Origin of the sequence: Chitinophaga sp. ARDCPP14 (assembly GCF_051362515.1) — a bacterium.
In the GTDB taxonomy this organism is placed as follows: domain Bacteria; phylum Bacteroidota; class Bacteroidia; order Chitinophagales; family Chitinophagaceae; genus Chitinophaga.
Genome location: NZ_JBKIXB010000015.1, coordinates 1 through 20,920, shown reverse-complemented (window position 1 = coordinate 20,920; position 20,920 = coordinate 1). Strand labels below are relative to the sequence as shown.

General features: G+C 45.0%; 23 protein-coding genes and 1 tRNA gene. 12 read left to right on the top strand and 12 right to left on the bottom strand.

Annotation, left to right across the window (positions count from 1 at the left end):
- Positions 1-281: 281 nt before the first annotated feature.
- The 3 genes from ACLHR0_RS29200 to ACLHR0_RS29190 form a co-directional block, all read right to left on the bottom strand.
- Entirely contained in the window at positions 282-1,166 is an 885-nt protein-coding gene (locus ACLHR0_RS29200) for an AraC family transcriptional regulator (protein WP_436491395.1), read from the bottom strand.
- Positions 1,167-1,816: 650 nt separating this feature from the next.
- On the bottom strand, positions 1,817-2,227 hold the full coding sequence (locus tag ACLHR0_RS29195; RefSeq protein WP_436491393.1) for an ester cyclase: 411 nt from the start codon (positions 2,225-2,227) through the stop codon (positions 1,817-1,819).
- Between the two features lie 72 nt (positions 2,228-2,299).
- Entirely contained in the window at positions 2,300-2,878 is a 579-nt protein-coding gene (locus tag ACLHR0_RS29190; protein WP_436491392.1) for a Crp/Fnr family transcriptional regulator, read from the bottom strand.
- Positions 2,879-3,157: 279 nt separating this feature from the next.
- On the opposite strand from ACLHR0_RS29190, the gene ACLHR0_RS29185 reads away from it, so the two are divergent.
- From ACLHR0_RS29185 to ACLHR0_RS29160, 6 genes are all read left to right on the top strand, one after another.
- Positions 3,158-3,850 (top strand): response regulator transcription factor, encoded by a 693-nt coding sequence (locus ACLHR0_RS29185; protein WP_370911203.1) that lies wholly within the window; start codon positions 3,158-3,160, stop codon positions 3,848-3,850.
- Between the two features lie 180 nt (positions 3,851-4,030).
- Positions 4,031-4,420 (top strand): type VI secretion system tube protein TssD, encoded by a 390-nt coding sequence (tssD, locus tag ACLHR0_RS29180; RefSeq protein WP_079469761.1) that lies wholly within the window; start codon positions 4,031-4,033, stop codon positions 4,418-4,420.
- Between the two features lie 133 nt (positions 4,421-4,553).
- Positions 4,554-5,105 carry a GNAT family N-acetyltransferase gene (locus tag ACLHR0_RS29175; protein ID WP_436491389.1) on the top strand — a complete coding sequence of 184 codons (552 nt, stop codon included), beginning with the start codon at positions 4,554-4,556 and terminating at the stop codon, positions 5,103-5,105.
- Positions 5,106-5,162: 57 nt separating this feature from the next.
- Positions 5,163-6,080 carry a helix-turn-helix domain-containing protein gene (locus ACLHR0_RS29170; protein WP_429061967.1) on the top strand — a complete coding sequence of 306 codons (918 nt, stop codon included), beginning with the start codon at positions 5,163-5,165 and terminating at the stop codon, positions 6,078-6,080.
- Positions 6,081-6,146: 66 nt separating this feature from the next.
- Positions 6,147-6,599 carry a hypothetical protein gene (locus ACLHR0_RS29165; protein ID WP_436491387.1) on the top strand — a complete coding sequence of 151 codons (453 nt, stop codon included), beginning with the start codon at positions 6,147-6,149 and terminating at the stop codon, positions 6,597-6,599.
- Between the two features lie 2 nt (positions 6,600-6,601).
- Positions 6,602-6,910, top strand: a complete 309-nt coding sequence (locus tag ACLHR0_RS29160; protein ID WP_370911199.1) for a DUF3817 domain-containing protein — start codon at positions 6,602-6,604, stop codon at positions 6,908-6,910.
- Between the two features lie 182 nt (positions 6,911-7,092).
- Here the strand turns inward: ACLHR0_RS29160 and ACLHR0_RS29155 are convergent, their stop codons facing one another.
- From ACLHR0_RS29155 to ACLHR0_RS29135, 5 genes are all read right to left on the bottom strand, one after another.
- Positions 7,093-8,025 carry a FimB/Mfa2 family fimbrial subunit gene (locus tag ACLHR0_RS29155; protein ID WP_436491384.1) on the bottom strand — a complete coding sequence of 311 codons (933 nt, stop codon included), beginning with the start codon at positions 8,023-8,025 and terminating at the stop codon, positions 7,093-7,095.
- Positions 8,026-8,294: 269 nt separating this feature from the next.
- A tRNA-Ser gene (locus ACLHR0_RS29150) sits at positions 8,295-8,381 on the bottom strand.
- A gap of 91 nt (positions 8,382-8,472) precedes the next feature.
- A complete protein-coding gene (gene aqpZ, locus ACLHR0_RS29145; RefSeq protein ID WP_370911196.1) occupies positions 8,473-9,165 on the bottom strand; it encodes an aquaporin Z in 693 nt (230 codons plus the stop codon).
- Between the two features lie 144 nt (positions 9,166-9,309).
- Complete coding sequence (locus ACLHR0_RS29140) at positions 9,310-10,347, bottom strand: asparaginase (protein ID WP_429044004.1); 1,038 nt, start codon at positions 10,345-10,347, stop codon at positions 9,310-9,312.
- 41 nt (positions 10,348-10,388) lie between these two features.
- Complete coding sequence (locus tag ACLHR0_RS29135) at positions 10,389-11,159, bottom strand: TatD family hydrolase (RefSeq protein WP_436491382.1); 771 nt, start codon at positions 11,157-11,159, stop codon at positions 10,389-10,391.
- 104 nt (positions 11,160-11,263) lie between these two features.
- Here ACLHR0_RS29135 and ACLHR0_RS29130 point away from each other — a divergent pair, with 104 nt between their 5' ends.
- Positions 11,264-12,178 (top strand): hypothetical protein, encoded by a 915-nt coding sequence (locus ACLHR0_RS29130; protein WP_436491380.1) that lies wholly within the window; start codon positions 11,264-11,266, stop codon positions 12,176-12,178.
- Between the two features lie 45 nt (positions 12,179-12,223).
- Here the strand turns inward: ACLHR0_RS29130 and ACLHR0_RS29125 are convergent, their stop codons facing one another.
- Complete coding sequence (locus ACLHR0_RS29125) at positions 12,224-12,847, bottom strand: polysaccharide deacetylase family protein (RefSeq protein ID WP_429044010.1); 624 nt, start codon at positions 12,845-12,847, stop codon at positions 12,224-12,226.
- Positions 12,848-12,995: 148 nt separating this feature from the next.
- On the opposite strand from ACLHR0_RS29125, the gene gltX reads away from it, so the two are divergent.
- Positions 12,996-14,525, top strand: coding sequence for a glutamate--tRNA ligase (gene gltX / locus ACLHR0_RS29120; protein WP_436491377.1), 1,530 nt, complete (start codon positions 12,996-12,998; stop codon positions 14,523-14,525).
- 53 nt (positions 14,526-14,578) lie between these two features.
- Here gltX and vapC read toward each other — a convergent pair whose 3' ends face one another.
- From vapC to ACLHR0_RS29105, 3 genes are all read right to left on the bottom strand, one after another.
- Positions 14,579-14,986: a type II toxin-antitoxin system VapC family toxin gene (gene vapC, locus ACLHR0_RS29115; protein WP_436491375.1), complete on the bottom strand. Its 408-nt coding sequence runs from the start codon at positions 14,984-14,986 to the stop codon at positions 14,579-14,581.
- The gene (locus ACLHR0_RS29110; protein ID WP_370911189.1) at positions 14,986-15,180 is read right to left on the bottom strand and encodes a type II toxin-antitoxin system VapB family antitoxin; all 195 of its coding nucleotides are present in this window, start codon (positions 15,178-15,180) and stop codon (positions 14,986-14,988) included. Before ACLHR0_RS29110 ends, vapC begins: the two co-directional genes overlap by 1 nt.
- A gap of 95 nt (positions 15,181-15,275) precedes the next feature.
- Positions 15,276-16,946 carry a glutamine--tRNA ligase/YqeY domain fusion protein gene (locus ACLHR0_RS29105; protein WP_436491372.1) on the bottom strand — a complete coding sequence of 557 codons (1,671 nt, stop codon included), beginning with the start codon at positions 16,944-16,946 and terminating at the stop codon, positions 15,276-15,278.
- A 93-nt stretch (positions 16,947-17,039) separates the two neighbouring features.
- Here ACLHR0_RS29105 and ACLHR0_RS29100 point away from each other — a divergent pair, with 93 nt between their 5' ends.
- The 4 genes from ACLHR0_RS29100 (at position 17,040) to fumC (ending at position 20,771) form a co-directional block, all read left to right on the top strand.
- Positions 17,040-17,459: a cobalamin B12-binding domain-containing protein gene (locus tag ACLHR0_RS29100; RefSeq protein WP_436491370.1), complete on the top strand. Its 420-nt coding sequence runs from the start codon at positions 17,040-17,042 to the stop codon at positions 17,457-17,459.
- 93 nt (positions 17,460-17,552) lie between these two features.
- Positions 17,553-18,380, top strand: a complete 828-nt coding sequence (locus ACLHR0_RS29095; RefSeq protein ID WP_429044024.1) for a hypothetical protein — start codon at positions 17,553-17,555, stop codon at positions 18,378-18,380.
- 161 nt (positions 18,381-18,541) lie between these two features.
- Positions 18,542-19,318 (top strand): enoyl-CoA hydratase/isomerase family protein, encoded by a 777-nt coding sequence (locus tag ACLHR0_RS29090; protein WP_370911186.1) that lies wholly within the window; start codon positions 18,542-18,544, stop codon positions 19,316-19,318.
- 52 nt (positions 19,319-19,370) lie between these two features.
- A complete protein-coding gene (gene fumC / locus ACLHR0_RS29085) occupies positions 19,371-20,771 on the top strand; it encodes a class II fumarate hydratase (RefSeq protein WP_370911185.1) in 1,401 nt (466 codons plus the stop codon).
- The last annotated feature ends 149 nt before the right edge of the window (positions 20,772-20,920 follow it).

The following is a 20,920-nucleotide window of genomic DNA, read 5'->3' as shown; positions in this document are numbered from 1 at the left end:
ATAAACCGGTACAGTGGCCAGTAATACCTTTTTTTTTACATGTCGCTATTACAATTTACCTGCTAAGCGGATTTTGTCTTGGCTCAGGATTACGCTGATTTTACTGATTACCTGGATTTTTACTTTTGGATTTATAAAGGATTAGGGGAGATAGAAGCGGATATTCGCTCTTATCTCCCTTAATTATTACATTATAAATCTGAAAATCCAAAAAAATCCAAAAGTAAAAATCCAGGTAATCAGTAAAATCAGCGTAATCCTGAGCCAAGACAAAATCCGCGTTAAACGAAAGTCCGCGTCCCTGAAGAGGTATAAGCCAGCCTGAATTCCTTGGGTGTACAATCTTTTTTCTTTTTAAAGATGCGGTTGAAGTTGGAGATATTATTAAAACCGCACTTATAGGCGATTTCATTTACTGTGTGTGTGGTTTCTATTAATAGCCGGGAAGCGTGTCCCAGCCTGATTTCTATGAGGGTATCCACAAAGGTTTTACCGATTTTGGCCTTGAAAAAGCGGCTGAAGGCTACCTCCGTCATGGCAGCGAGCCTGGCGGCTTCCCCCAGTGAAATGTTTTTATCGTAATTGGCATTCAGGTAGGTCATGATCTTTTCCACGCGGCGGCTATTGTAGGAGAAGGTTTCCGTGTTGCCGAAAGTGGAATCAGACAGGATGCGCATATTCCGGCTGATAGACAGGTCGTGCAAAATAGACATCAGTTCCAGGACGGAATCGAAGCCTTGCTGTTGCGGCAACCGGATCAGGCGGTGCATGATCTGCTGGGTGGTTTCGGTAGAAAAGAGGATTCCCCGCAGAGAACGTTCAAACATGTTTTTGATGAAATTCATCTGGTTGCGCTGCAGGAATTTATCATCAAACAGATCGCGGTGGAACTGGATGGTGATTTCCTTAACGCTGCCTCCTTCATGGTTATTGGCAAACCAGCCATGTTGCAGGTTGGGCCCTACCAGTACCAGCTCAAGGTCGCTTATCTCTTCAATATGATCCCCGATGATCCGTTTGGCCCCACTGGCATACTGGATAAAGTTTAATTCAAATTCGTCGTGGTAATGCAACGGGAAATCGAACACTTTTTTCTCACGGGCAAACAACGTAAAGCAATCACTTTGCGTAAGAGGAGTGATTTCCCTTAATAATTTACTCTTCATAATGAGCGCAGTTTTTATAACACACCGGAATCCTGACGTGGAATGTAAGTACTGGTTGTTGATTTTTATGACCTGGTTGCTAAAAAAGCATTATAAAAATAAGGTTATCGGGCGTAAAATACAATTTTTACTTTTTTCCTTATAGTATTAACTGCCGGGCGATTTGAGTATATAGGTGTTATTATTACACTTATTATATCATGAATTTGATTATCAAAGTATAATTAAAAGATAAAAAAGTATTAAGCAGATGTGTGAATAAAAGGCATTTTTGTATAGAAACATTTCCAGGGGAAGAATAATATTATTTCCAGGTGTTTATGGCCGGCGTGGTGTTGTAAGGGGGAGGACGAATATTACCGGAAGGAGCTGGCTGTTGAAATCAACGATCCGGATGCGCGGATAGTTGATTTTACAATGGTTCCGGAAGGGAACATAGCCGGCCGTAACACCTGGATTTTTATTGCTTACTGTATTAATACGGATCTTTTTACAGATGGACTGTTGCATTTTTCCGTTCCACTTTCACGTTTTATTACTCAGTTTTACCAATGGTGTTGCTTTCCGGCAGGGGCTTGTCCCCCTGCGGCAGGCGACCATAAGCTCCATTCTTAGTAAACGATTATAACGGGTACGGGCATACGGAGTACTTAAGACTTTGGAGCAAGTTTTCTTTCAAGTGCATTTCCATCTATTAAACCCCAGTGCTCCGCGATCCGGTTGTCCTGCAATCGAAAGCAACGATAGCCAGGAATGCTTACTGTTAAGCCGGTAGGGCTTATTCCCCGCCATAATCCAATGTGTTTCATGCGCATGGTTACTTTTATGATACACTTCCCGGGTTCGGCTACCTGTTCTTCTATAATGGTTTCGGGGTGGAAGGATTCATGCGTTAATGCAATCCATTGTTTCAGGCCGGTAGCATTGCCGGGCAGCGCAGGCGGCAAGGAATGATCCACATAATCCGGATGCAGGAATTGCTCCAAACGACTGGTATCGCCCTGGTTCCAGATGGTGGCAATGTAGTGTCCGATGAAATCTTTCTGTTCTTGTATAGTCATGACCGTTAGTTTTATACCGTAAAGGTAGAAGGCCAGCTATAAAGCAATTGTGTCAAACGTCACATAATGGGTTCAGGGCAGGCGGCGGCGGATGCGGCTGAGGGTTTCCCGCGAGATGCCGAGATAAGAGCTGAGTTGTGTAAGAGATACACGTTGCAGGAGTTCGGGTTGCGTAGTTAGTATGGACTGGTACCGTTCTTCGGGATTGTGTCTTTTAAGCCATTGGTTATGTTTTTCCTGTTCAATGAACAGGTGTTCCAGCCACTGGCGGCCAAAGGCGGTGATTTCGGATGACTGCTGATAGAGTGAAAACAGATTGTCCTTATGCCATTTCCATATGGTGCCGGCTTCAATAGCTTGTATATTGTAATCGGCCGTAACGTTGTTTCGCAGGCTGTTCAGGTTAGTGAGGAATGTATTTTCAAAGTAGAAGCTGGTATTGATCTCTTTTTCATTGTGATGTTGAAAGGCTCTGCAGGCACCGGTTTCAATGAGCCATATGTGTTGGCAGCGTTGTCCTTCACGCAGTAGATAGTCACCCTTTTTTACTATTTGTGAAGTAGTATGTGTTGCAAATAGTTCCCTTGCTTCATCGCTAAGGGGAGCAATGTGCGAAAGGCTTTGGAGGAAATGTTCCGGACTGGCTTTCATGATAGGAAGGTCATTTATTTTTTAAAAATACTCACATGTAGGTATTTGTTTCCCTTTAGCTTTAACATATCTTTGTGAAAGTAATCTGATTTCACATTATTCTATATAAAGTCATCCACCTGATTTAGTCAATCACCGTATTTTCTATCCCCAAAAAAGGGTCTCTTCTTTGTGAGGGACCCTTTCTTATTTTCACTACATTTGTTGCCGAAAGAGCACTGAAGTAAGTAGTCAACCAACATCACAGAGGATTCCTATACACGATTTTATATCAGGTACATGATTGAGCACGCTGCATTTAATAATGACGGATCAGGGCTGGAAGAGAAGCTGAACGCTTTAAGGGCCATTGATCAGGAGCTTCCGGTAGTGGTAATTGTAATGAATGTGGTAAAGAGCTACGTGGAGTATATGTCGCCACGGGGCTGCCGGGAACTCGATATTACGCTGGAGGCTTTACGGGAAATGGGCGCCGGGTATTACGACACCTTCTTTAACCCACACGATGTAGCGGATTACCTGCCAAAGATCATCAACATGCTGGACGCACCGGCGGAAGCCAATATAACGGTCACCTTTTTCCAGCAGGTACGAACCACTGCGTCGCGGGACTGGACCTGGCATCTGGGCTCTACGCGGGTATTTATGCGGGATGCCGGAGGGCTTCCCACACACGTTATTACCTGCGCCATTCCCATTGATCCGCTGCATCACGTTACCAGCAAGGTAAACCGCCTGCTGGAAGAAAATAACTTCCTGCGCCGCAACCAGCATATTTTTGCTTCCCTTACCAAAAGGGAAAAGGAAATCCTGCGGCTGCTGGCCCTCGGACTCAGCGCCAGTGAAATTGCCGAAAAGGCGGGGATCTCCGAAAAGACCGCCGTTACGCACCGGCGAAATATCAAAGCGAAGATTGGGGCACAGTCGAGCTACGACCTGACCAGTTTTGCCCAGGCATTTGATCTTATATAGTTATTAAACCGTATATCAACAACTGGCTGGAAGGGCCATCCCTGCGGGATCCATTGGCTTCCTTCAAAAATAACCCTCAATTTTTCGGCATGTAAACAGAAATGTGTATTTTCATTCTGTATACCATATTTTTGTGCCTGTCTGTTGTGCCTTGCAACGGACCTGTTAACCAGATTAATTATGTCTTTTAAAGCTGTTCTCAACATCGACGGGGAAGAAATGAACATCCTGGAATGCAGGTTTTCATTTACCCAAAATACAGATCATAACGGGAAACCTGCCGCCCGCCCCAAAGGAGGCACTATTAACCTGCTGATCGAGTCTGCCGGTGAAACCAGTTTGTTTGACTGGATGATTTCCAACACCCAGACGAAAAACGGCAGTATCACCTTTTTCCGGCGGGATTCCATGTCGAGGCTCAAAGAGCTGAAGTTTACAGACGCCTATTGCGTAGAATACGAAGAGACGTTTAATTCCGCCAATGAGCAACCCCTGCAAATACAGCTGACCTTGTCTTCGAGGGAGGTGAAATTAAATAACTCCACTTACCAGAATCCCTGGCCTGCATAGCGCTAGCCGTTGTACATCTTTTTAAAAAAGAACAACCCGCATGAACACCTGTTACATGCGGGTTGTACCTGTATATTTAAAAAGATATGCCTGTTGATAAGTATAGCAACTGAATAATGATTATTTTAACTGTATGCTGGTACTTAATTTTAACCCCTTTCCGACGCTCGTTTCCGAACGATTTATTTTGAGGGCTCCTGCCTTGAGTGATGATGAAGCCATTGCTGCTCTCAGGTCGGACCCGCGTGTGAACCAGTTCCTGAACCGGGCTGCCACCACTACAGTAGCAGAGGCCCGGCAATTTATTGAAAAGCTTCAGGCAGGCATTGCAGCCCACAAATCGTTGTACTGGATAATTATCGACAAAGAAAGCGACCAACTCGTTGGTACTATCTGTTGCTGGAACATAGTACCTGAATCCGGCCGGGCTGAAATTGGCTACGAGCTTCGCTCTGCCTTCTTTGGAAAAGGCATTATGCAGGAAGTGATACCGGTGGTCATAAAGTTTGGATTTGAGCAATTGCATCTTCAAAAAATTGCAGCTCTCCCCGCTGACAAAAATGAAAAATCCATTAAGCTCCTCGAACGTCATCACTTTGAAATCGATCACGCATTGAGAGAAGAACTGGAAAAGGAAGATGATCTGACGGGGCTGTTGTGTTACTCCCTCGCCAGGCCCGCATAATATGGGCCTGCCGGGAAGCGCATAATTTTTTACCTTCAGGGTAAAAGAAAATTGATCATGCCAGCGAGAAAGGGAATAAGGGTATATGGTCCTGGTTCATTTACTGCCAGGTTTATGCAACCTAAGAAGGAGCTTGATAACATCTTAAGACCCGATTTTGATAAGTTTTTTATAGTGAAAGTGGAAGAGATGTACCGGCTGGTAACGCAGTCAGTACCGGCTTCCAGGTCTACCAACCATAGCTGCCTGTTTATTACCAGTGGAGAAGCAAGTATAAAAATTGGCAGTGAATTGTATACCATCCACAAAAATGAAATGTTGTTTGTACCGGCGGGACAGGTTTTTTCCTTTAAAAGCGGGGAAGTGAACAAGGGATATCTGTGTAATTTCCATACTGATATCCTTACCGGCAAATACAATACACAAGAGCCGCTGAGAGCATTTGATTTTTTAAGGGTATGGGGCAATCCAAGGATCAGTCTCGACAGGCAAACCGCGGGGTTTGTGGTACATCTTTTCAAACGCCTGTTATTTGATTACAGCCGGAACGGGCTGCAGCACCTGGAAATTATCCAGCCATACCTGATCACATTACTATGCGAAGTAAAGCTGCTTTACAAGCCGCTGACGGGCAGTCATCAAACGGCAGCCGTCAATACCACCAATCGTTTTAAGGAGCTGGTATTTACCAATGTCCGGTCGCGGCACCTGGTAACGGATTATGCATCCCTGCTGAATATTTCCCCCAATCATTTAAACAAATCAGTGAAAGCGGTTACCGGTAAATCACCTGCGCGGTGGATCGACGAGGCCATCGTGCTGGAAGCAAAAGTATTGTTAAGTCAAAGTGATCTCACCATCAGCGAAGTAGCGGGGGAAGTGGGTTTCGGGGATCAGTCGTACTTCACCCGGCTCTTTAAAAAGTATGAAGGTATTACCCCTACTGATTTCCGCAGGAAGATTGAATTGTCCTAAAACAACCCTTATTTGTCCTAACAGCCCGTTGCTTTTCGTCAGAGCTTTGCGGGCATGTATTTCTTTTTGTTATTCATACATTCATTATTCCGCTGGGCAGTAGTACTAAGCCTTTTATACGCTGTATACCGTGGCATACGCGGATGGAGCCGCAAAGAAGTATTTACCCGGCAGGATGATCTGGTAAGACATGGTACCGCCACCATTGCACATATCCAGCTGGCGATTGGTTACATCCTGTACTTCAAGAGCCCTGTGGTGGCTTATTTCAGGTCTCATTTCCATGAAGCCATCCGGCAATTTGATTTCCTGTTTTTCGGGTTAATACATATTGTGCTGATGACCATCGCCATCGTTTTTATAACCATTGGTTCATCGGTAGCCAAACGGCAAAATACCGATGCTGGCAGGTTCCGTACTATGACCATTTGGTTTTCCCTCGCGCTTATTATTATTTTCATTGCAATACCGTGGCCGTTCTCACCGCTGGCGAACCGGCCATATATAAGACCATTTTAACTATGCTGAAGTTCTTTAATACAAAAATCGGAAGATTGCGGCTGATCGCCTTTTTAGAAGGGATTTCCCTGCTGATACTGATTGGAGTGGCAGTACCGCTGAAGTATGTATATCATGATGCCTCCCTGGTAAAGGCAATAGGCCCCGTGCACGGAATATTATTCCTGTTCTTTATCCTGAATACCCTGAGTGTAGGAATTGCCTATAAGTGGAAATTCAGTACAACTACCTGGAAAGTTTTACTGGCGTGTATTATTCCTTTCGGAACGTTTTATGTGGACCGGGTTATTTTGTCGCGGATGATGGCGTGAGAACTATGAGGGATGAAGCTAGCCGGGCTTGATTGCCGAAGTTAGTTCGTAGCTGCAAGACAACAGGTTTGTTTCGACGAAAAACTTTTTGGGATAAAAGCCTTAAAACGCTGGCAACTTAAGCTACCAGCGCTTTAAAGCTTGTTCAGAAGATTTTGCACTGAATAGTTGTAGTAAACAGATTAAAAATCAATTGTCTGAGCTGGATTCCATATACTATTAATACTAACACTGAATCCACTATTGACATTAGTTACCGGTGGTATTGCGGGATATAAACTACCAGTCAGTATTGTTTTTGTATTTTTAGTAAGTGTAATAGGACCAATTGTTTTAGTTAACATCGTATTTGTTACTTTGTCTGGATAATTGATATCTATCCTGATTTCTTCACTTGTATTCATAATCAGTTCGCTAAATAAATGCTGAGTTCTTTGGGGAATTTTCAGTTGCATAGGAATCCCTGTATATGCCCAGGCCGAAAAAATCTCAAAATAGGTGTTTTCAGATCTTACGTTGACGGTTATATTTGAATCAGCTCTAATAGCAGGAGCATCTGTAATATTTACTTCCAAAGAAGCCATGATGCGTTCCAGAGATAAACTGAAGTTGTTTGCGGTAGTGTCGGGTCCAACTGTAATTTGCATCTTTTTGTAAAAGATATCCGGGAACGCAGCTAATATAGTATTGTTGTTATAATCTGCATTAAGATTTATACCAGCGTTACGTAATTCATCACTTATTATCAGAGAATCACTGGAAGCAATCAGGGCTATTGTACATTCTCCACTTGGTAATGAATCTGAAATAACGCCAAAATCAGCATCGGTGGATCTTTGATGTATATAACTAATTCTGTCTCCATTATTTTTAAAGGCAAAAAAGTAAATATCAGAAACCGCTGTATTAAGCGTTGAATCTTTTGCAAAAATTGACGAAGGAGCCATTCTGCCGGAAGCGCTGGGTAGCTGCTGCACTTTTTTTATAAACTCAGCAACGCTTACTTTGAATGGAATTTGTACCTGACGGGTGTCTGGTCTTTCATTGGTGTTGTCTTTGCTACAGGCATAAAACAGTACACTTAGCGATAACGCTATAAGCCATTTTTTTTTCATAGATAAAATGTGTTTGAGAATTTAAATATAAGGGTTGAAAATTTTGACAAATAATAGATTGTATGGATTATGGGTTCACAACTCTCGTTAAAACAATGACTAATTATACTTTTTCTTCAAATAAAGGAATATCTTATTGTGGAAGTCTAAAGATACTTTCCATTTTAGAAAAAATGAAATATCCCACACGAAATTACAGCACTATTTTTAAGTAGATAAGCAAAACAAAAAAGCCCTGATAACTTGCGTTACCAGAGCTTTAAAGCTTGCGGAGAAGAAGGGATTCGAACCCTTGATAGGCTTTCACCTATACACACTTTCCAGGCGTGCCAGTTCAACCACTCCTGCACTTCTCCGTGATTATCTTTGCCTGAATACAAAGGAAGGGTTGATTTTCCAATTCAGGGTTGCAAAGATAATCCTTTAGTTTATATTTCAAAAAAAAGTTTAATTCTTATCGTACAGCTTCCATATTCCTCCGCCTAAAAGCCCGCCTACAATGGGTCCTACGAGGAACACCCACAAATGGGAAAGGGCGGCGCCACCAACAAACAGAGCCGGTCCGATGCTCCTTGCGGGGTTCACAGATACCCCTGTAACCGGGATGCCTACAATATGGATCATGGTAAGGCAGAGACCTATTGCCAGTCCGGCAAATGCGCTGTTGCCGTTGTTTTTACTGGTGCTGCCATGAACTACCACCAGGAAAATGGCGGTAAGAACGATTTCAGCAATCAATCCACTGATCAGTGAATAATGGTCTGGTGAGCCATCTTCCACACCATTGGCGCCAAGGCCATTAGCAGCAAGACTGTAATCTGCTTTTCCCTGTGCAATAAAATACAGGAGTGCAGCAGCAACAATACCTCCGATGATCTGTGCTACAATATATCCGCCCGCATCTTTGCCGGATATTTTGCCTGTAGACCACAGGGAAATAGTAATAGCCGGATTCAAATGACATCCGGAGATGTGGCCTACAGCGTACGCCATGGTTACTACTGATAAACCAAATGCAAAAGCGATACCTAGAAACCCTACGTGCGTACCGGCTAACACGGCACTGCCGCAACCCATAAATACCAGGACAAAAGTGCCGAAGAATTCAGCAATGCATTTCTGTGATAAGGAAACTCCCATAGAATAATGAATTTTGTGGTGAATAGAAAATAGGGGAAGAGAATTTGGTGATGTTTAAAATTACCTTAAATATTCAAAATAAAAAAAAGCGAAAGTACAACTGAATGTATCTCCCGCTTGTATAAGCTTCCGTTAAAAAGGTATTTAGTATACTTCGATTGGCGTTAGTTCGCCCCGCAGGGATGTTTCCAGCATTGTCTTTGCATCTTCTACAGAGAGGCCCTGACCCAATACGAACATCAGTTTGGTGACTGCTGCTTCAAAGGTCATATCATGCCCGCTCACTACACCAATTTCCACTAAATGCTGACTGGTTTCATATTTGCCTAACTCCACAGAGCCGCCATCACACTGGGTAATGTCTACTACAATGGCGCCATGATCAATCACTTTTTTTATGCTCTCAATAAACCAGGGCTGTGTGTTGGTGTTGCCACTGCCAAAGGTTTCCATGATCACACCTTTCAAACCGGATACACCCAGTGTGGCTTCTACAGCTCTCCTGGTAATGCCCGGGAATAATTTCAGTACGGTGATATTTGTTTCCAGTTCCTTATGCACCTTCAGTGGTTGTGTAGGCGGCGGTAAAATAAACTGATGCTTGAATTTAATATCAATGCCGGCTTCCGCAAGCTGAGGATAGTTCATGGTATAGAAGGCCTCAAATTTTTCCGCATTATATTTTTTTGAACGGTTGCCTCTGAACAGGGAGAAGTCAAAGTAAATACATACTTCAGGTACCATAGAGATGGCAGTGCCATTATGCCTGCTGCAGGCTATTTCCATCGCTGTAATGATGTTCTCTTTGGCATCTGTACGTATTTTCCCGATGGGAAGCTGGGAGCCGGTTAAGATAACGGGCTTCGACAGGTTTTCCAGCATGAAGCTCAGGGCGGACGCCGTGAAGGCCATTGTATCGGATCCGTGCAGAATTACAAAACCATCGTACCGGTCGTACCGGTCTTCAATTATACTGGCCAGTTCCACCCATATCTCCGGCTGCATGTCTGATGAATCAATAGGCGGATTAAATGCGTACACATAAAAATCGATGCCCATCCGGTATAGTTCCGGTAAATTATTCCTTATTTCATTGAAGCCGATCGGGCGCAGTGCTTTGGTTTTATCGTCGTAGATCATACCTACAGTACCGCCCGTGTAAATTATCAGAATTTTACTCATTGTGCTAGTAGCCATTGCCTGCAAAGGTATTCACTAAACAGTTAGAGCATTTTGAATAATTTCCGGGCATTGCTGCTTGTTATAGCTGCAACGTCTGCTATTTTTAGATTTTTTATATCTGCCACCTTTTCACCTGCCAGCGGGAGGTAAGCACTTTCATTGCGTTTACCGCGATAAGGAACCGGCGCCAGATAGGGTGCATCTGTTTCCATCACGATATGCGCCAGGTCTATTTCTCCCAGCAGCTTATCCAAACCGGACTTCTTGAAGGTAACTACCCCGCCTATGCCCAGGTAAAAGCCCAGGTCAATGATTTCCTTAGCTTCTTCCAGGGTGCCTGAAAAACAGTGAAAAACACCGCTTAAACGGCCATCCTGCAATGCCTTTACTTCGTTGATACATTCCCGTGTAGCTTCCCGGCTGTGAATGGATACGGGCAACCCATACTCCCGCGCCAGCATCAGTTGCTCCTGGAAAGCCTTGTATTGCTGAATGAGCAGGGATTTATCCCAGTAAAAATCCAGTCCTATTTCCCCGATCGCCCGGAAAGGCCGCTGCTGTAACCAGGCTCTTACCAGGTCCAGCTGCTCATCTACGGCCTCCTTTACATAACAGGGGTGTATTCCCATCATGGCATAAATATGACCGGGATACCTGGCTTCCAGCGCCAGCATCCCTTCAATGGAACTCTCGTCTATATTCGGCAACAACAGTTTATCTACCCCCGCTGCTATGGCCCGCGCTACCATTTCGTCCCGGTCGGCCTCAAATTCTTCAGAATAAAGGTGCGTGTGGGTATCTATCCAAAGCATAATAATTATTTTATTAAATTTGTAATTTCTTTAATATTTAAACGGTATCTTTATTTCTGTAAAGGTAAAGACCGAAAAACCTAATTGCTAATAAAACCTAAACTATGAAAAGCTATTTCAGTACCAATCGTGTGCTGGCGTGGACCTTCACCAGCGTGGCGGTAGTCACCATTTTCTTTGCCTGTAAGAAGGAAGTAACCACAGATACCGCACCGAATAATCAATCAGATAACAATACCATTGCTGCTTCGCAACACGAGGCGGCTGCCAGTGCTATGTACAGCGGACTGTTTGAAACAGTGGCGGAAGTAGCTATTACGCAGGGTTTGTTTACCGCCCGCAAGGCAGATAACGTAAACAATGCGCTGGCCAATACAGCCTCCACTGGCTGCCCGGTAGCAGAACTGCAGGATGTTACGAGCCCTGATAAATGGCCGAAAAAAGTAGTGATCAATTTTGGCACATCATGCCTCGACAGGTATGGCGTATTCCGCAGCGGCATATTGAATGTTACTTTCAGCGGTCCGTTATTTAATCCTGCTTCAATCATCCTGGTGGAGCCGGTTGGTTATAAACTCAATGGAAAATCAGTAGAAGGCCGCTTTACCATCAGTGGCGTGAGCTACAGCGCAACAACCGGTATCCAGTATACCACCGAGTTAACTAACGGAAAAGTAACGCTCAGCGATACCATTGTAATCAACTACGCCAGTAAGAAAACCATTAAGCAAACAGCAGGTTTTGACCCGGTAACACCGTTGTTAAATCCTTCTGATGATGTGTTTACCGTAGAGGGAACAGCCAGCATTTCTTATGAAAAAGGACCTGTAATTGGTGTTACGGGCACTTTTACAACACAGGAGGCACTGGTGAAAATATTTGACTGCCAGCACTTCGTTAAAGGAAAACTGAAGGTTGAATTTGATAAAGTAACCGGGGTAATTGATTATGGTAATGGTAAATGTACCGATCCCATTACGATTACTGTGGGAGATAAAACCAAAGAGATTAAATTATAAAACCTCTTAACTGTTGCTGATAAATGAGTTTATCAGCAACAGTTATTATAGTATAGCGGCTACTTCAAATTTTTGCTTCCTGCAATACTCCAGTACCCGTGGCAGCGCATACTCCAGCCGGTCCCAGGCTTTGGCGCTGTCGTGAAAAACCACAATAGATCCCGGCTGCAACTTGAATACTACATTCTGCACACAGGCTTCCCCGTTGATTTGCGTATCAAAATCGCCGCTGAGAATGTCCCACATAATAATTTTAGCGCCCGGTATCTTATTCCTGATCTGACGGATCTGGAAGGGAGTGATCCTGCCATAGGGAGGTCTGAACAATGGGGAGGCAATATATTTTGCTGCTTCCAGCACATTCTCAATATATTTTCCGGTATTGGTTTTCCATCCGTTCAAATGGTTTTGGGTATGATTGCCGGTAGTATGCCCTGCTTCCAGTATCTGCTGATAGATAGCGGGATGCTCCAGTACATTTTTTCCTATACAGAAAAAAGTAGCTTTGGCATTGAACTTTGCCAGTTGCTCGAGCACAAAGGGCGTTGCCTGCGGATGCGGACCATCATCAAAAGTAAGATATACCTTATTCCCTGCCGGGGACAGATTCCAGACACAGCTTTTGTATAAGGCTTTCAGGATGCCGGGAGTTTTAGTAAGATAGAACATATAGCCTTTGGCTTTTTAGCGATGAGCTTTAGTATTGCAATATACTTAATGTCTGTTAGCAGGGCTTCGTATTAAAAAATTTTAATCTCCCAATTATCTCCCTGGCAATAACTTCCACCTAAAAGCTAAATCCTTATCTTTGCGGCCTATGGATCACAAAAAAGTAAGAGTGCGTTTTGCGCCCAGTCCTACTGGTGGCTTACATCTTGGAGGTGTACGCACTGTATTGTTCAACTATTTGTTTGCGAAGCAGCATAACGGCGATTTTGTGCTGCGTATAGAAGACACAGACCAAACCCGTTACGTTCCCGGCGCGGAAGAGTATATCAATGAATGTTTGCGTTGGTGTGGCCTTATTCCTGATGAAAGCCCGGAAGCAGGCGGACCGTTTGCTCCTTACCGTCAGAGTGAGCGCAAGCACTTATACCGTCAATATGCGGAACAGCTGGTAAAAGCCGGCCATGCATACTACGCCTTCGATACCCCCGAAGAACTGGAAAGTATGCGTGAGCGCCTGAAAACGCCGGAGAATCCTTCTCCGCAATACAACCATATTGTAAGGGCCAAAATGCGTAATTCCCTTACGCTCTCCGATGCTGAAGTACAGGACCTGCTGGCGAAGGATACGCCACATGTTATCCGTATAAATATGCCTGCCAATGAAGAAGTTACTTTTACAGACCTGGTTCGCGGAGAAGTTACCTTCCATACTTCGCAGGTAGATGATAAAGTTTTGCTGAAAGCAGATGGTATGCCTACCTATCACCTTGCTGTGGTGGTGGACGATTATCTCATGAAAATAACCCATGCCTTCCGCGGAGAAGAATGGCTTCCTTCGGCGCCGGTACATCTCCTGCTTTGGAAATTCCTGGGTTGGGAAGCGGATATGCCGCAATGGGCGCATCTTCCACTGATCCTGAAACCGGATGGCAATGGTAAACTGAGCAAACGTGACGGCGATCGTTTAGGCTTCCCCGTATACGCCATGAACTGGACTGACCCCGTGAGCAAAGAAGTAACGAAAGGCTTCCGTGAACGCGGTTTCCTGCCGGAAGCATTTATTAATATGCTGGTGATGCTGGGCTGGAATGATGGTACCGAACAGGAAATTTTCTCCCTGGAGGAGTTGATCCAAAAGTTCTCCCTGGAGCGCGTGCATAAGGCGGGTGCTAAATTCGATTTTGAAAAAGCCAAATGGTTTAACCACCAGTATATTCACCACAAAGACAATGAAAGCCTGGCAGCCTTGTTCCAGCCGGTGCTGGATGAAAAAGGTGTTACCGCCGATCCTGCTTATGTGGCTACCGTTGCTGGCCTGGTAAAGGAGCGCTGCTATTTTGTGAATGAAATATGGGATCACGGATTTTTCTTCTTCCAAAACCCTGACAGCCATGATGAAGCTGCTGTAAAACCAAAATGGAATGCAGATAAAGAAGCATTTTTCCATACCTGGTCTGAACAGCTGGAATCGTTATCTGCAGCTGCTGCAGCCGATTTGGAAACTGCCTTCAAAGCGCTGGCTGCTGAAAAGAATCTTAAAATGGGAGATGTACAACTGCCGTTCCGCATTATGCTGACCGGCGGTAAATTCGGCCCTCCTGTATTTGATATCGTGGCCACGCTCGGTGTAGCGGAAACCCGTAACAGGATTGCAAAGGGACTGGCAGCGTTTAAGTAGAATTGTTAGTAGTTTCAAATAAATGAAGGCTAAGCGACGTGAGTCGCTTAGCCTTAGTTATTTTTCCATGTTTTTAATTCCGAGTGCGTGCTGATCAGCTCAAAGTCGCTGTCGTTGTGCACCACTTCCAGGTCAAAGCTCATGGCATAAAAAGCAATTACGCAATCGTTGCTTTTGCGAATAGTAATACCTTTTTTGCGGAGTGAACGGAATAAGGAGGAGGCGCCCATAGCGGCTGCCATAGGCGCTATTTCCAGTCTTGTAAAACGGCGGAATGTTTCCTTTACTTTCTGATGCTGGTTATCATCTCTTATTCCTTGCAGGCACTCCTGAACAACAATGGGAATAAGCGGAATTTCAAAATCATTATCGATGTAATGAGTTAACAGGTTGGTTTGTGGTGTTTCCTTCCGCCGTAAAGCATCAATCCAAACGGATGTGTCGAAGAGTAGTGGTCGCATTATTTACCTCGCATTTCGTTTAAATCTCCTTCCCATTCAATCTTTCCCTTCAGGTCTAAAAATTTACGCTGATTCATACCTAAAATATACTTCCTCAGCGCCTCGTTTATAACTTCCTCTTTGGTTTTACCCTTGTTAAGCTTCATCGCTTCTTTGATCAGCTTATCGTCTAAGTCTATATTGGTTTTAGCCATATAAAGTGATTTACTGTAAATAAAAATACATATAATTATACACATAAAAAGGCCGGACAGTAACTGCCCGGCCTTCACTTTTTTTAAAAAAATATTTATTTCCCTTTGGCGCTTTCTTTTGCCCAGGCATCTTTCAGTGTTACGGTCCGGTTGAACACTATTTTTTCCGGCGTGCTGTCTTTATCCACCACAAAGTAGCCTTTGCGCAGGAACTGGAATCGTTCACCCGGGGCAGCCTGCAGCAGTCCTGGTTCCACATACGCCTGTTTGATGATGTGCAGCGAATCCGGGTTGATGAGCGTTTTGAAGTCGGCTTCCTCTGCCTGCGGATTTTCCGCGGTAAACAGGCGGTCGTAGATCCGCACTTCAGCGGTAGCGGCATGTGCTGCGCTTACCCAGTGAATGGTACCTTTAACGGTTAAGCCGCTCTGGTCGCCGCCACTTTTGCTTTCGGGCAGGTACGTGGCGTAAATGGTAGTGATATTGCCATCGGCATCTTTCTCAAAGCTTTCGCCTTTGATGATATAGGCATTTTTCAGCCGTACCATCAGGCCGGGACCGAGCCGGAAGAACTTTTTAGGAGGCGCCTCCATGAAGTCTTCCCGCTCAATGTACAGGGTATTGCTGAAAGGCAGGGTGCGGGAGCCAGCGTTTTCATCTTCCGGGTTATTATCGGCAGCCATTTCTTCTACCTGTCCTTCCGGGTAATTGGTGATCACCAGCTTTACCGGGTCCAGCACTGCCATTACGCGGTTGGCGGTTCTGTTCAGCTCTTCGCGGATACAGAATTCCAGCAGGCTGAGTTCAATCATGTTGTCACGTTTCTGTACACCTACGCGTTCGCAGAGCTGGCGGATGCTGGCGGCGGTGTAGCCGCGACGGCGCAGACCACTGATGGTAGGCATGCGGGGATCGTCCCATCCGCTTACATGACCTTCTTCCACCAGTTGTTTCAGTTTTCGTTTACTCATCACCGTATAGGTGAGGTTTAAACGCGCAAACTCGTACTGGCGGCTAGGGAAGATCTCCAGTTCTTTGATGAACCAGTCGTACAGCGGGCGGTGCGGGATGAACTCCAGCGTACAGATGGAATGGGTAATATGTTCGATGCTATCGCTCTGTCCGTGCGCAAAATCATACATCGGGTAGATGCACCATTTGTCGCCGGTACGGTGGTGATGGGCATGTTTAATGCGATACATGAGCGGGTCGCGCATGTGCATATTGGGGGAAGCCAGGTCTCCTTTGGCGCGGAGTGTTTTTTCCCCGTCTTTGAATTCGCCTTTGCGCATCCGCTCAAACAGGTCCAGGTTTTCCGCTGCAGAGCGGCTTCTGGCCGGCGTGGGCGTACCGGGTACGGTGGGGGTACCTTTGGCTGCGGCAATTTCATCGGCGCTGGCATCTTCTACATAGGCCAGTCCTTTTTCTATCATTTTTACGGCAAATGCGTAAAGCTGTTCAAAATAGTCAGAGGCATACAATTCCTTTTCCCACTCAAATCCCAGCCAGCGGATATCCTCTTTAATGGAATCCACGTATTCAGTATCTTCTGTTACCGGGTTGGTATCATCAAAGCGGAGATTGGTTTTTCCATTGTATTTCTGGGCCAGTCCAAAGTTCAGCACTATGGATTTGGCATGACCTATATGCAGGTAGCCATTAGGTTCTGGCGGAAAACGGGTCAGTACCCTTCCGTCGTTAACGCCGTTCGCTATGTCTTCTTCAACAATTTGTTCTATAAAGTTGAGGGATCTTTCTTCGCTCATAATGATTTTATCTTGGACGGCAAATGTACAAAAAAGCCGAGAGCTTAAGCTTTCTGCTTTTTCGTACATTTACTTCCTTAATATGATAATGGTATGGTCAACCCGTTAAATCGTCCTGTTCGTGTATTGGTAGCTAAAGTGGGCCTGGATGGCCACGACAGGGGCGCAAAAGTAATTGCGGCAGCACTGCGGGATGCCGGAATGGAGGTAATATATACCGGTTTACGCCAAACCCCGGAAATGGTGGTGAATGCAGCCCTGCAGGAAGACGTGGATGCTATTGGTATCAGTATCCTCTCCGGCGCCCATATGACCGTATTCCCCAAGATCATTGCCCAGATGAAGGAAAAGGGTATGAACGACGTACTGCTGACCGGTGGCGGCATTATCCCCGATGCCGATATGGAAACACTGCAGGAAATGGGAGTAGGAAAACTGTTCCCTCCCGGCACCAACACCAAAGATATTTCCGAGTATATCACCAGCTGGGTGGCCAGTCATAGGGATTTTTAAAAATATTTCCCTGTTGCCGTAACATTTTCTAAACCGGGTCGTCTTTAATGGAAATAGTCCACCAAATATCTAAAAACCATAACACCCGTTTTTATGAAATGTAAGTTGTGCCCGTTATTCCTGTTACTGTTGATGTTGTGTTGTAATGTATTTGCCCAGGAGAAAAAAGATTCAGCCAATGCTGCTGCCCCCGATACTACTACCGGGAAAACCGTTTTTTCCATCATTTTCGGAAAATATCCCAAACACCGGGAAGGGGTATACGTAACCCACGGTGGCGACGGCCCCCTGCTGTCCTTTGCTTCTATGAAAGAAAACGGGGAGCATCTGCGCAATATCCCCCGGTTTACCCTCTTTCTTAATGTTGGCTCTAACTTTAATAAAGATTTCTCTAAAAACTTTGGAGTTTTTACGGGCATCAATATCAAAAATATTGGTCTGATCTCCAAACCTACCGACTCTCTGAAGCTTAAACAGCGGGTGTATACCCTTGGTGTTCCGCTGGGGATAAAGATAGGTGATGTGACTTCCGGCAGCTTCTTCTTTTTTGCCGGTGGAGAAATAGACCTGGCCGTTAATTATAAAGAGAAACAATTTGTAGATGGCGATAAAGTCCATAAGTTCAATGAATGGTTCAGCGACCGTACACCGCTGCTGATGCCCTCCTTTTTTGCCGGGTTCCGCATTAACCCCGGCTTCGGACTGAAAGTGCAATACTACCCGCAGAATTTCTTTAATAAAGACTTTAAAACAAAAGATAAAGACGGTAATTCCGTTTATCCGTATAAAAACTTAGAAGCAAATATGATGTTCGTTACGCTCAATTATAACTTCAGCGGTATCGATTATTTTAAAGTAAAGAAGAAAAGACACTATATGAAGATGAAAAATGGCAAAGCAGAGTTTGAAGTGAACTATTAAGAAATATATCCGCTATTTTTAGCAAACCGGAACTAATTGTAAAATTGGTTCCGGTTTTTTTTGTCGATAGCGGTTATCACCAAAATGAGGGGAGGCGGCTATCGGGCTGATTCGTTAGGTTATTGAATATTGCTTAATATTGATAAACTAAAATACGGCACATGTATCAGACGTTAAGCACACAATTGGAAAACAATATCCTCACGATTACGATCAACCGCCCGGAAAAGCTGAATGCCCTCAACCAGCAGGTGCTGGCCGACCTGGCATTGGCGGTAGATGAAATATACAGCAACCGGGAAATCAAGGGCGCCATTATTACCGGTGCAGGTGAAAAAGCTTTTGTGGCAGGTGCAGATATCAGCGAGTTTCTTACTTTATCAGATAAACAAGGAGAAGAACTGGCCAAGAAAGGGCACGTAATTTTCCAGCGTATAGAAAGCAGCCCTAAGCCCATCATTGCCGCCGTAAACGGCTTTGCACTGGGCGGGGGCTGTGAACTGGCGATGGCCTGCCATTTCCGGATTGCCAGCGACAACGCAAAGTTTGGCCAGCCGGAAGTAAACCTCGGGCTCATTCCGGGTTATGGCGGTACACAGCGTCTTACGCAGCTCATAGGAAAGGGGAAAGCCCTGGAACTGATGCTCACCGGGGACATGATCAATGCCACAGAAGCACAGGCCTGGGGATTGGTGAACCATGTTTTAAAGCTCGAAGAATTGCTGCCCAAAGCGAAATCCATCTTACAAAAAATACAAACAAAAGCGCCGCTGGCAGTAGCCCGCGTGATTAAATGCGCTAATGCCGCACTGGATAAGGACATGGACGGCTTTGAGCTGGAACTGAAGGAGTTCGGGGCCTGCTTCGCTACAAAAGATCTGCAGGAAGGCGCTGCCGCCTTTATTCAGAAAAGACAGGCGAATTTTACCGGGGAATAGCTTGCAGCCCAACCCGTAAAGCCGTACTTTTGTAGCCTTAAAAGTTTAAGTCATGGAATTCAGAATAGAGAAAGACACAATGGGCGAGGTTAAAGTGCCTGTAAATGCCTATTATGGCGCTCAAACACAGCGCTCCATTGAAAATTTCAAGATCGCGCAGGATATCAACAAAATGCCGAAGGAAATTATCAAGGCATTCGCTTACCTGAAGAAAGCGGCAGCTATCACTAACCTCGAAGCAGGCGTACTGCCCAAAGAAAAAAGTGATCTGATTGGCCAGGTTTGCGATGAAATCCTGGAAGGTAAACTGGACGATCAGTTTCCGCTGGTAGTATGGCAAACAGGCTCCGGTACCCAGTCTAACATGAACGTAAACGAAGTGGTGGCTTACCGCGCCCACGTAATTCATGGCGGTCAGCTTACTGATAAAGACAAATTTGTTCATCCCAACGATGATGTGAACAAGTCACAGTCTTCCAACGACACCTTCCCTACTGCTATGCACATCGCTGCTTACAAAATGCTGCAGGAAGTTACCATTCCCGGCATCACAAAGCTCCGCGACACGCTGGCGAAAAAGGCAGAAGCGTTTAAAAACGTAGTGAAAATTGGCCGTACCCATTTTATGGATGCCACCCCGCTTACTCTCGGGCAGGAAATCAGCGGCTATGTAGCCCAGCTGAATCACGGCCTGAAAGCCATCAACAATTCACTGGCTCACCTGAGCGAGCTGGCATTGGGTGGCACTGCAGTAGGCACCGGCATCAATACGCCAAAAGGCTATTCTGAAAATGTGGCAAAGAATATCGCCCTGTTAACCGGGTTGCCTTTTATTACAGCAGAAAATAAATTTGAAGCCCTCGCAGCACACGATGCCATCGTAGAAGCACATGGTGCGCTGAAAACAGTGGCGGTAAGTTTAATGAAGATAGCCAACGACATACGCATGCTGAGCTCCGGCCCACGCGCGGGTATCGGCGAAATTCATATTCCCGACAATGAACCGGGATCGTCTATCATGCCGGGCAAAGTGAATCCAACCCAGTGCGAAGCCCTCACCATGATTGCTGCCCAGGTAATGGGTAACGATGTTACTATCAGTATCGGCGGTTCCAACGGACACTTTGAACTGAACGTATTTAAGCCGGTAATGATCTTCAACTTCCTGCACTCTGCACGCCTTATCGGCGACGGCTGCGTAAGCTTCAACGATAAATGCGCAGAAGGCATCGAACCTATTGAAGCCAATATCAAAAAACATGTGGAAAATTCCCTGATGCTGGTAACGGCACTGAACACCAAAATTGGCTACTACAAAGCAGCCGAAATTGCGCAGAAAGCCCACAAGGAAGGAACTACCCTTAAAGAAATGGCCGTGAAACTGGGTTATGTAACCCCGGCTGAATTTGATGAATGGGTAGTACCCGCAAACATGGTAGGAGAAATCAAGTAATAACAGATCATATTTATGGAAGAAAAGAAGCTGTCTCATAATTAATTGAGACAGCTTCTTTGTTTTAGCCAAAAGATGGCCTAATAATCATTATGATGATCAGGTGTTTTTTAAGAGAATAAATAGTTAATGTCAGCTTGCTTTAGCAA

Bases quoted from the DNA above. Each gene is read 5' to 3' on its own strand.
- fumC (WP_370911185.1), top strand. From the start codon at position 19,371: ATGGAATTCAGAATAGAGAAAGACACAATGGGCGAGGTTAAAGTGCCT.
- ACLHR0_RS29135 (WP_436491382.1), bottom strand. From the start codon at position 11,159: ATGCTTTGGATAGATACCCACACGCACCTTTATTCTGAAGAATTTGAG.
- ACLHR0_RS29195 (WP_436491393.1), bottom strand. From the start codon at position 2,227: ATGACTATACAAGAACAGAAAGATTTCATCGGACACTACATTGCCACC.
- ACLHR0_RS29170 (WP_429061967.1), top strand. From the start codon at position 5,163: ATGCCAGCGAGAAAGGGAATAAGGGTATATGGTCCTGGTTCATTTACT.
- ACLHR0_RS29155 (WP_436491384.1), bottom strand. From the start codon at position 8,025: ATGAAAAAAAAATGGCTTATAGCGTTATCGCTAAGTGTACTGTTTTAT.
- ACLHR0_RS29185 (WP_370911203.1), top strand. From the start codon at position 3,158: ATGATTGAGCACGCTGCATTTAATAATGACGGATCAGGGCTGGAAGAG.
- ACLHR0_RS29130 (WP_436491380.1), top strand. From the start codon at position 11,264: ATGAAAAGCTATTTCAGTACCAATCGTGTGCTGGCGTGGACCTTCACC.
- ACLHR0_RS29125 (WP_429044010.1), bottom strand. From the start codon at position 12,847: ATGTTCTATCTTACTAAAACTCCCGGCATCCTGAAAGCCTTATACAAA.
- ACLHR0_RS29175 (WP_436491389.1), top strand. From the start codon at position 4,554: ATGCTGGTACTTAATTTTAACCCCTTTCCGACGCTCGTTTCCGAACGA.
- ACLHR0_RS29190 (WP_436491392.1), bottom strand. From the start codon at position 2,878: ATGAAAGCCAGTCCGGAACATTTCCTCCAAAGCCTTTCGCACATTGCT.
- ACLHR0_RS29105 (WP_436491372.1), bottom strand. From the start codon at position 16,946: ATGAGCGAAGAAAGATCCCTCAACTTTATAGAACAAATTGTTGAAGAA.
- gltX (WP_436491377.1), top strand. From the start codon at position 12,996: ATGGATCACAAAAAAGTAAGAGTGCGTTTTGCGCCCAGTCCTACTGGT.
- vapC (WP_436491375.1), bottom strand. From the start codon at position 14,986: ATGCGACCACTACTCTTCGACACATCCGTTTGGATTGATGCTTTACGG.
- ACLHR0_RS29110 (WP_370911189.1), bottom strand. From the start codon at position 15,180: ATGGCTAAAACCAATATAGACTTAGACGATAAGCTGATCAAAGAAGCG.
- ACLHR0_RS29095 (WP_429044024.1), top strand. From the start codon at position 17,553: ATGAAATGTAAGTTGTGCCCGTTATTCCTGTTACTGTTGATGTTGTGT.
- tssD (WP_079469761.1), top strand. From the start codon at position 4,031: ATGTCTTTTAAAGCTGTTCTCAACATCGACGGGGAAGAAATGAACATC.
- ACLHR0_RS29100 (WP_436491370.1), top strand. From the start codon at position 17,040: ATGGTCAACCCGTTAAATCGTCCTGTTCGTGTATTGGTAGCTAAAGTG.
- ACLHR0_RS29090 (WP_370911186.1), top strand. From the start codon at position 18,542: ATGTATCAGACGTTAAGCACACAATTGGAAAACAATATCCTCACGATT.
- aqpZ (WP_370911196.1), bottom strand. From the start codon at position 9,165: ATGGGAGTTTCCTTATCACAGAAATGCATTGCTGAATTCTTCGGCACT.
- ACLHR0_RS29140 (WP_429044004.1), bottom strand. From the start codon at position 10,347: ATGAGTAAAATTCTGATAATTTACACGGGCGGTACTGTAGGTATGATC.
- ACLHR0_RS29160 (WP_370911199.1), top strand. From the start codon at position 6,602: ATGCTGAAGTTCTTTAATACAAAAATCGGAAGATTGCGGCTGATCGCC.
- ACLHR0_RS29200 (WP_436491395.1), bottom strand. From the start codon at position 1,166: ATGAAGAGTAAATTATTAAGGGAAATCACTCCTCTTACGCAAAGTGAT.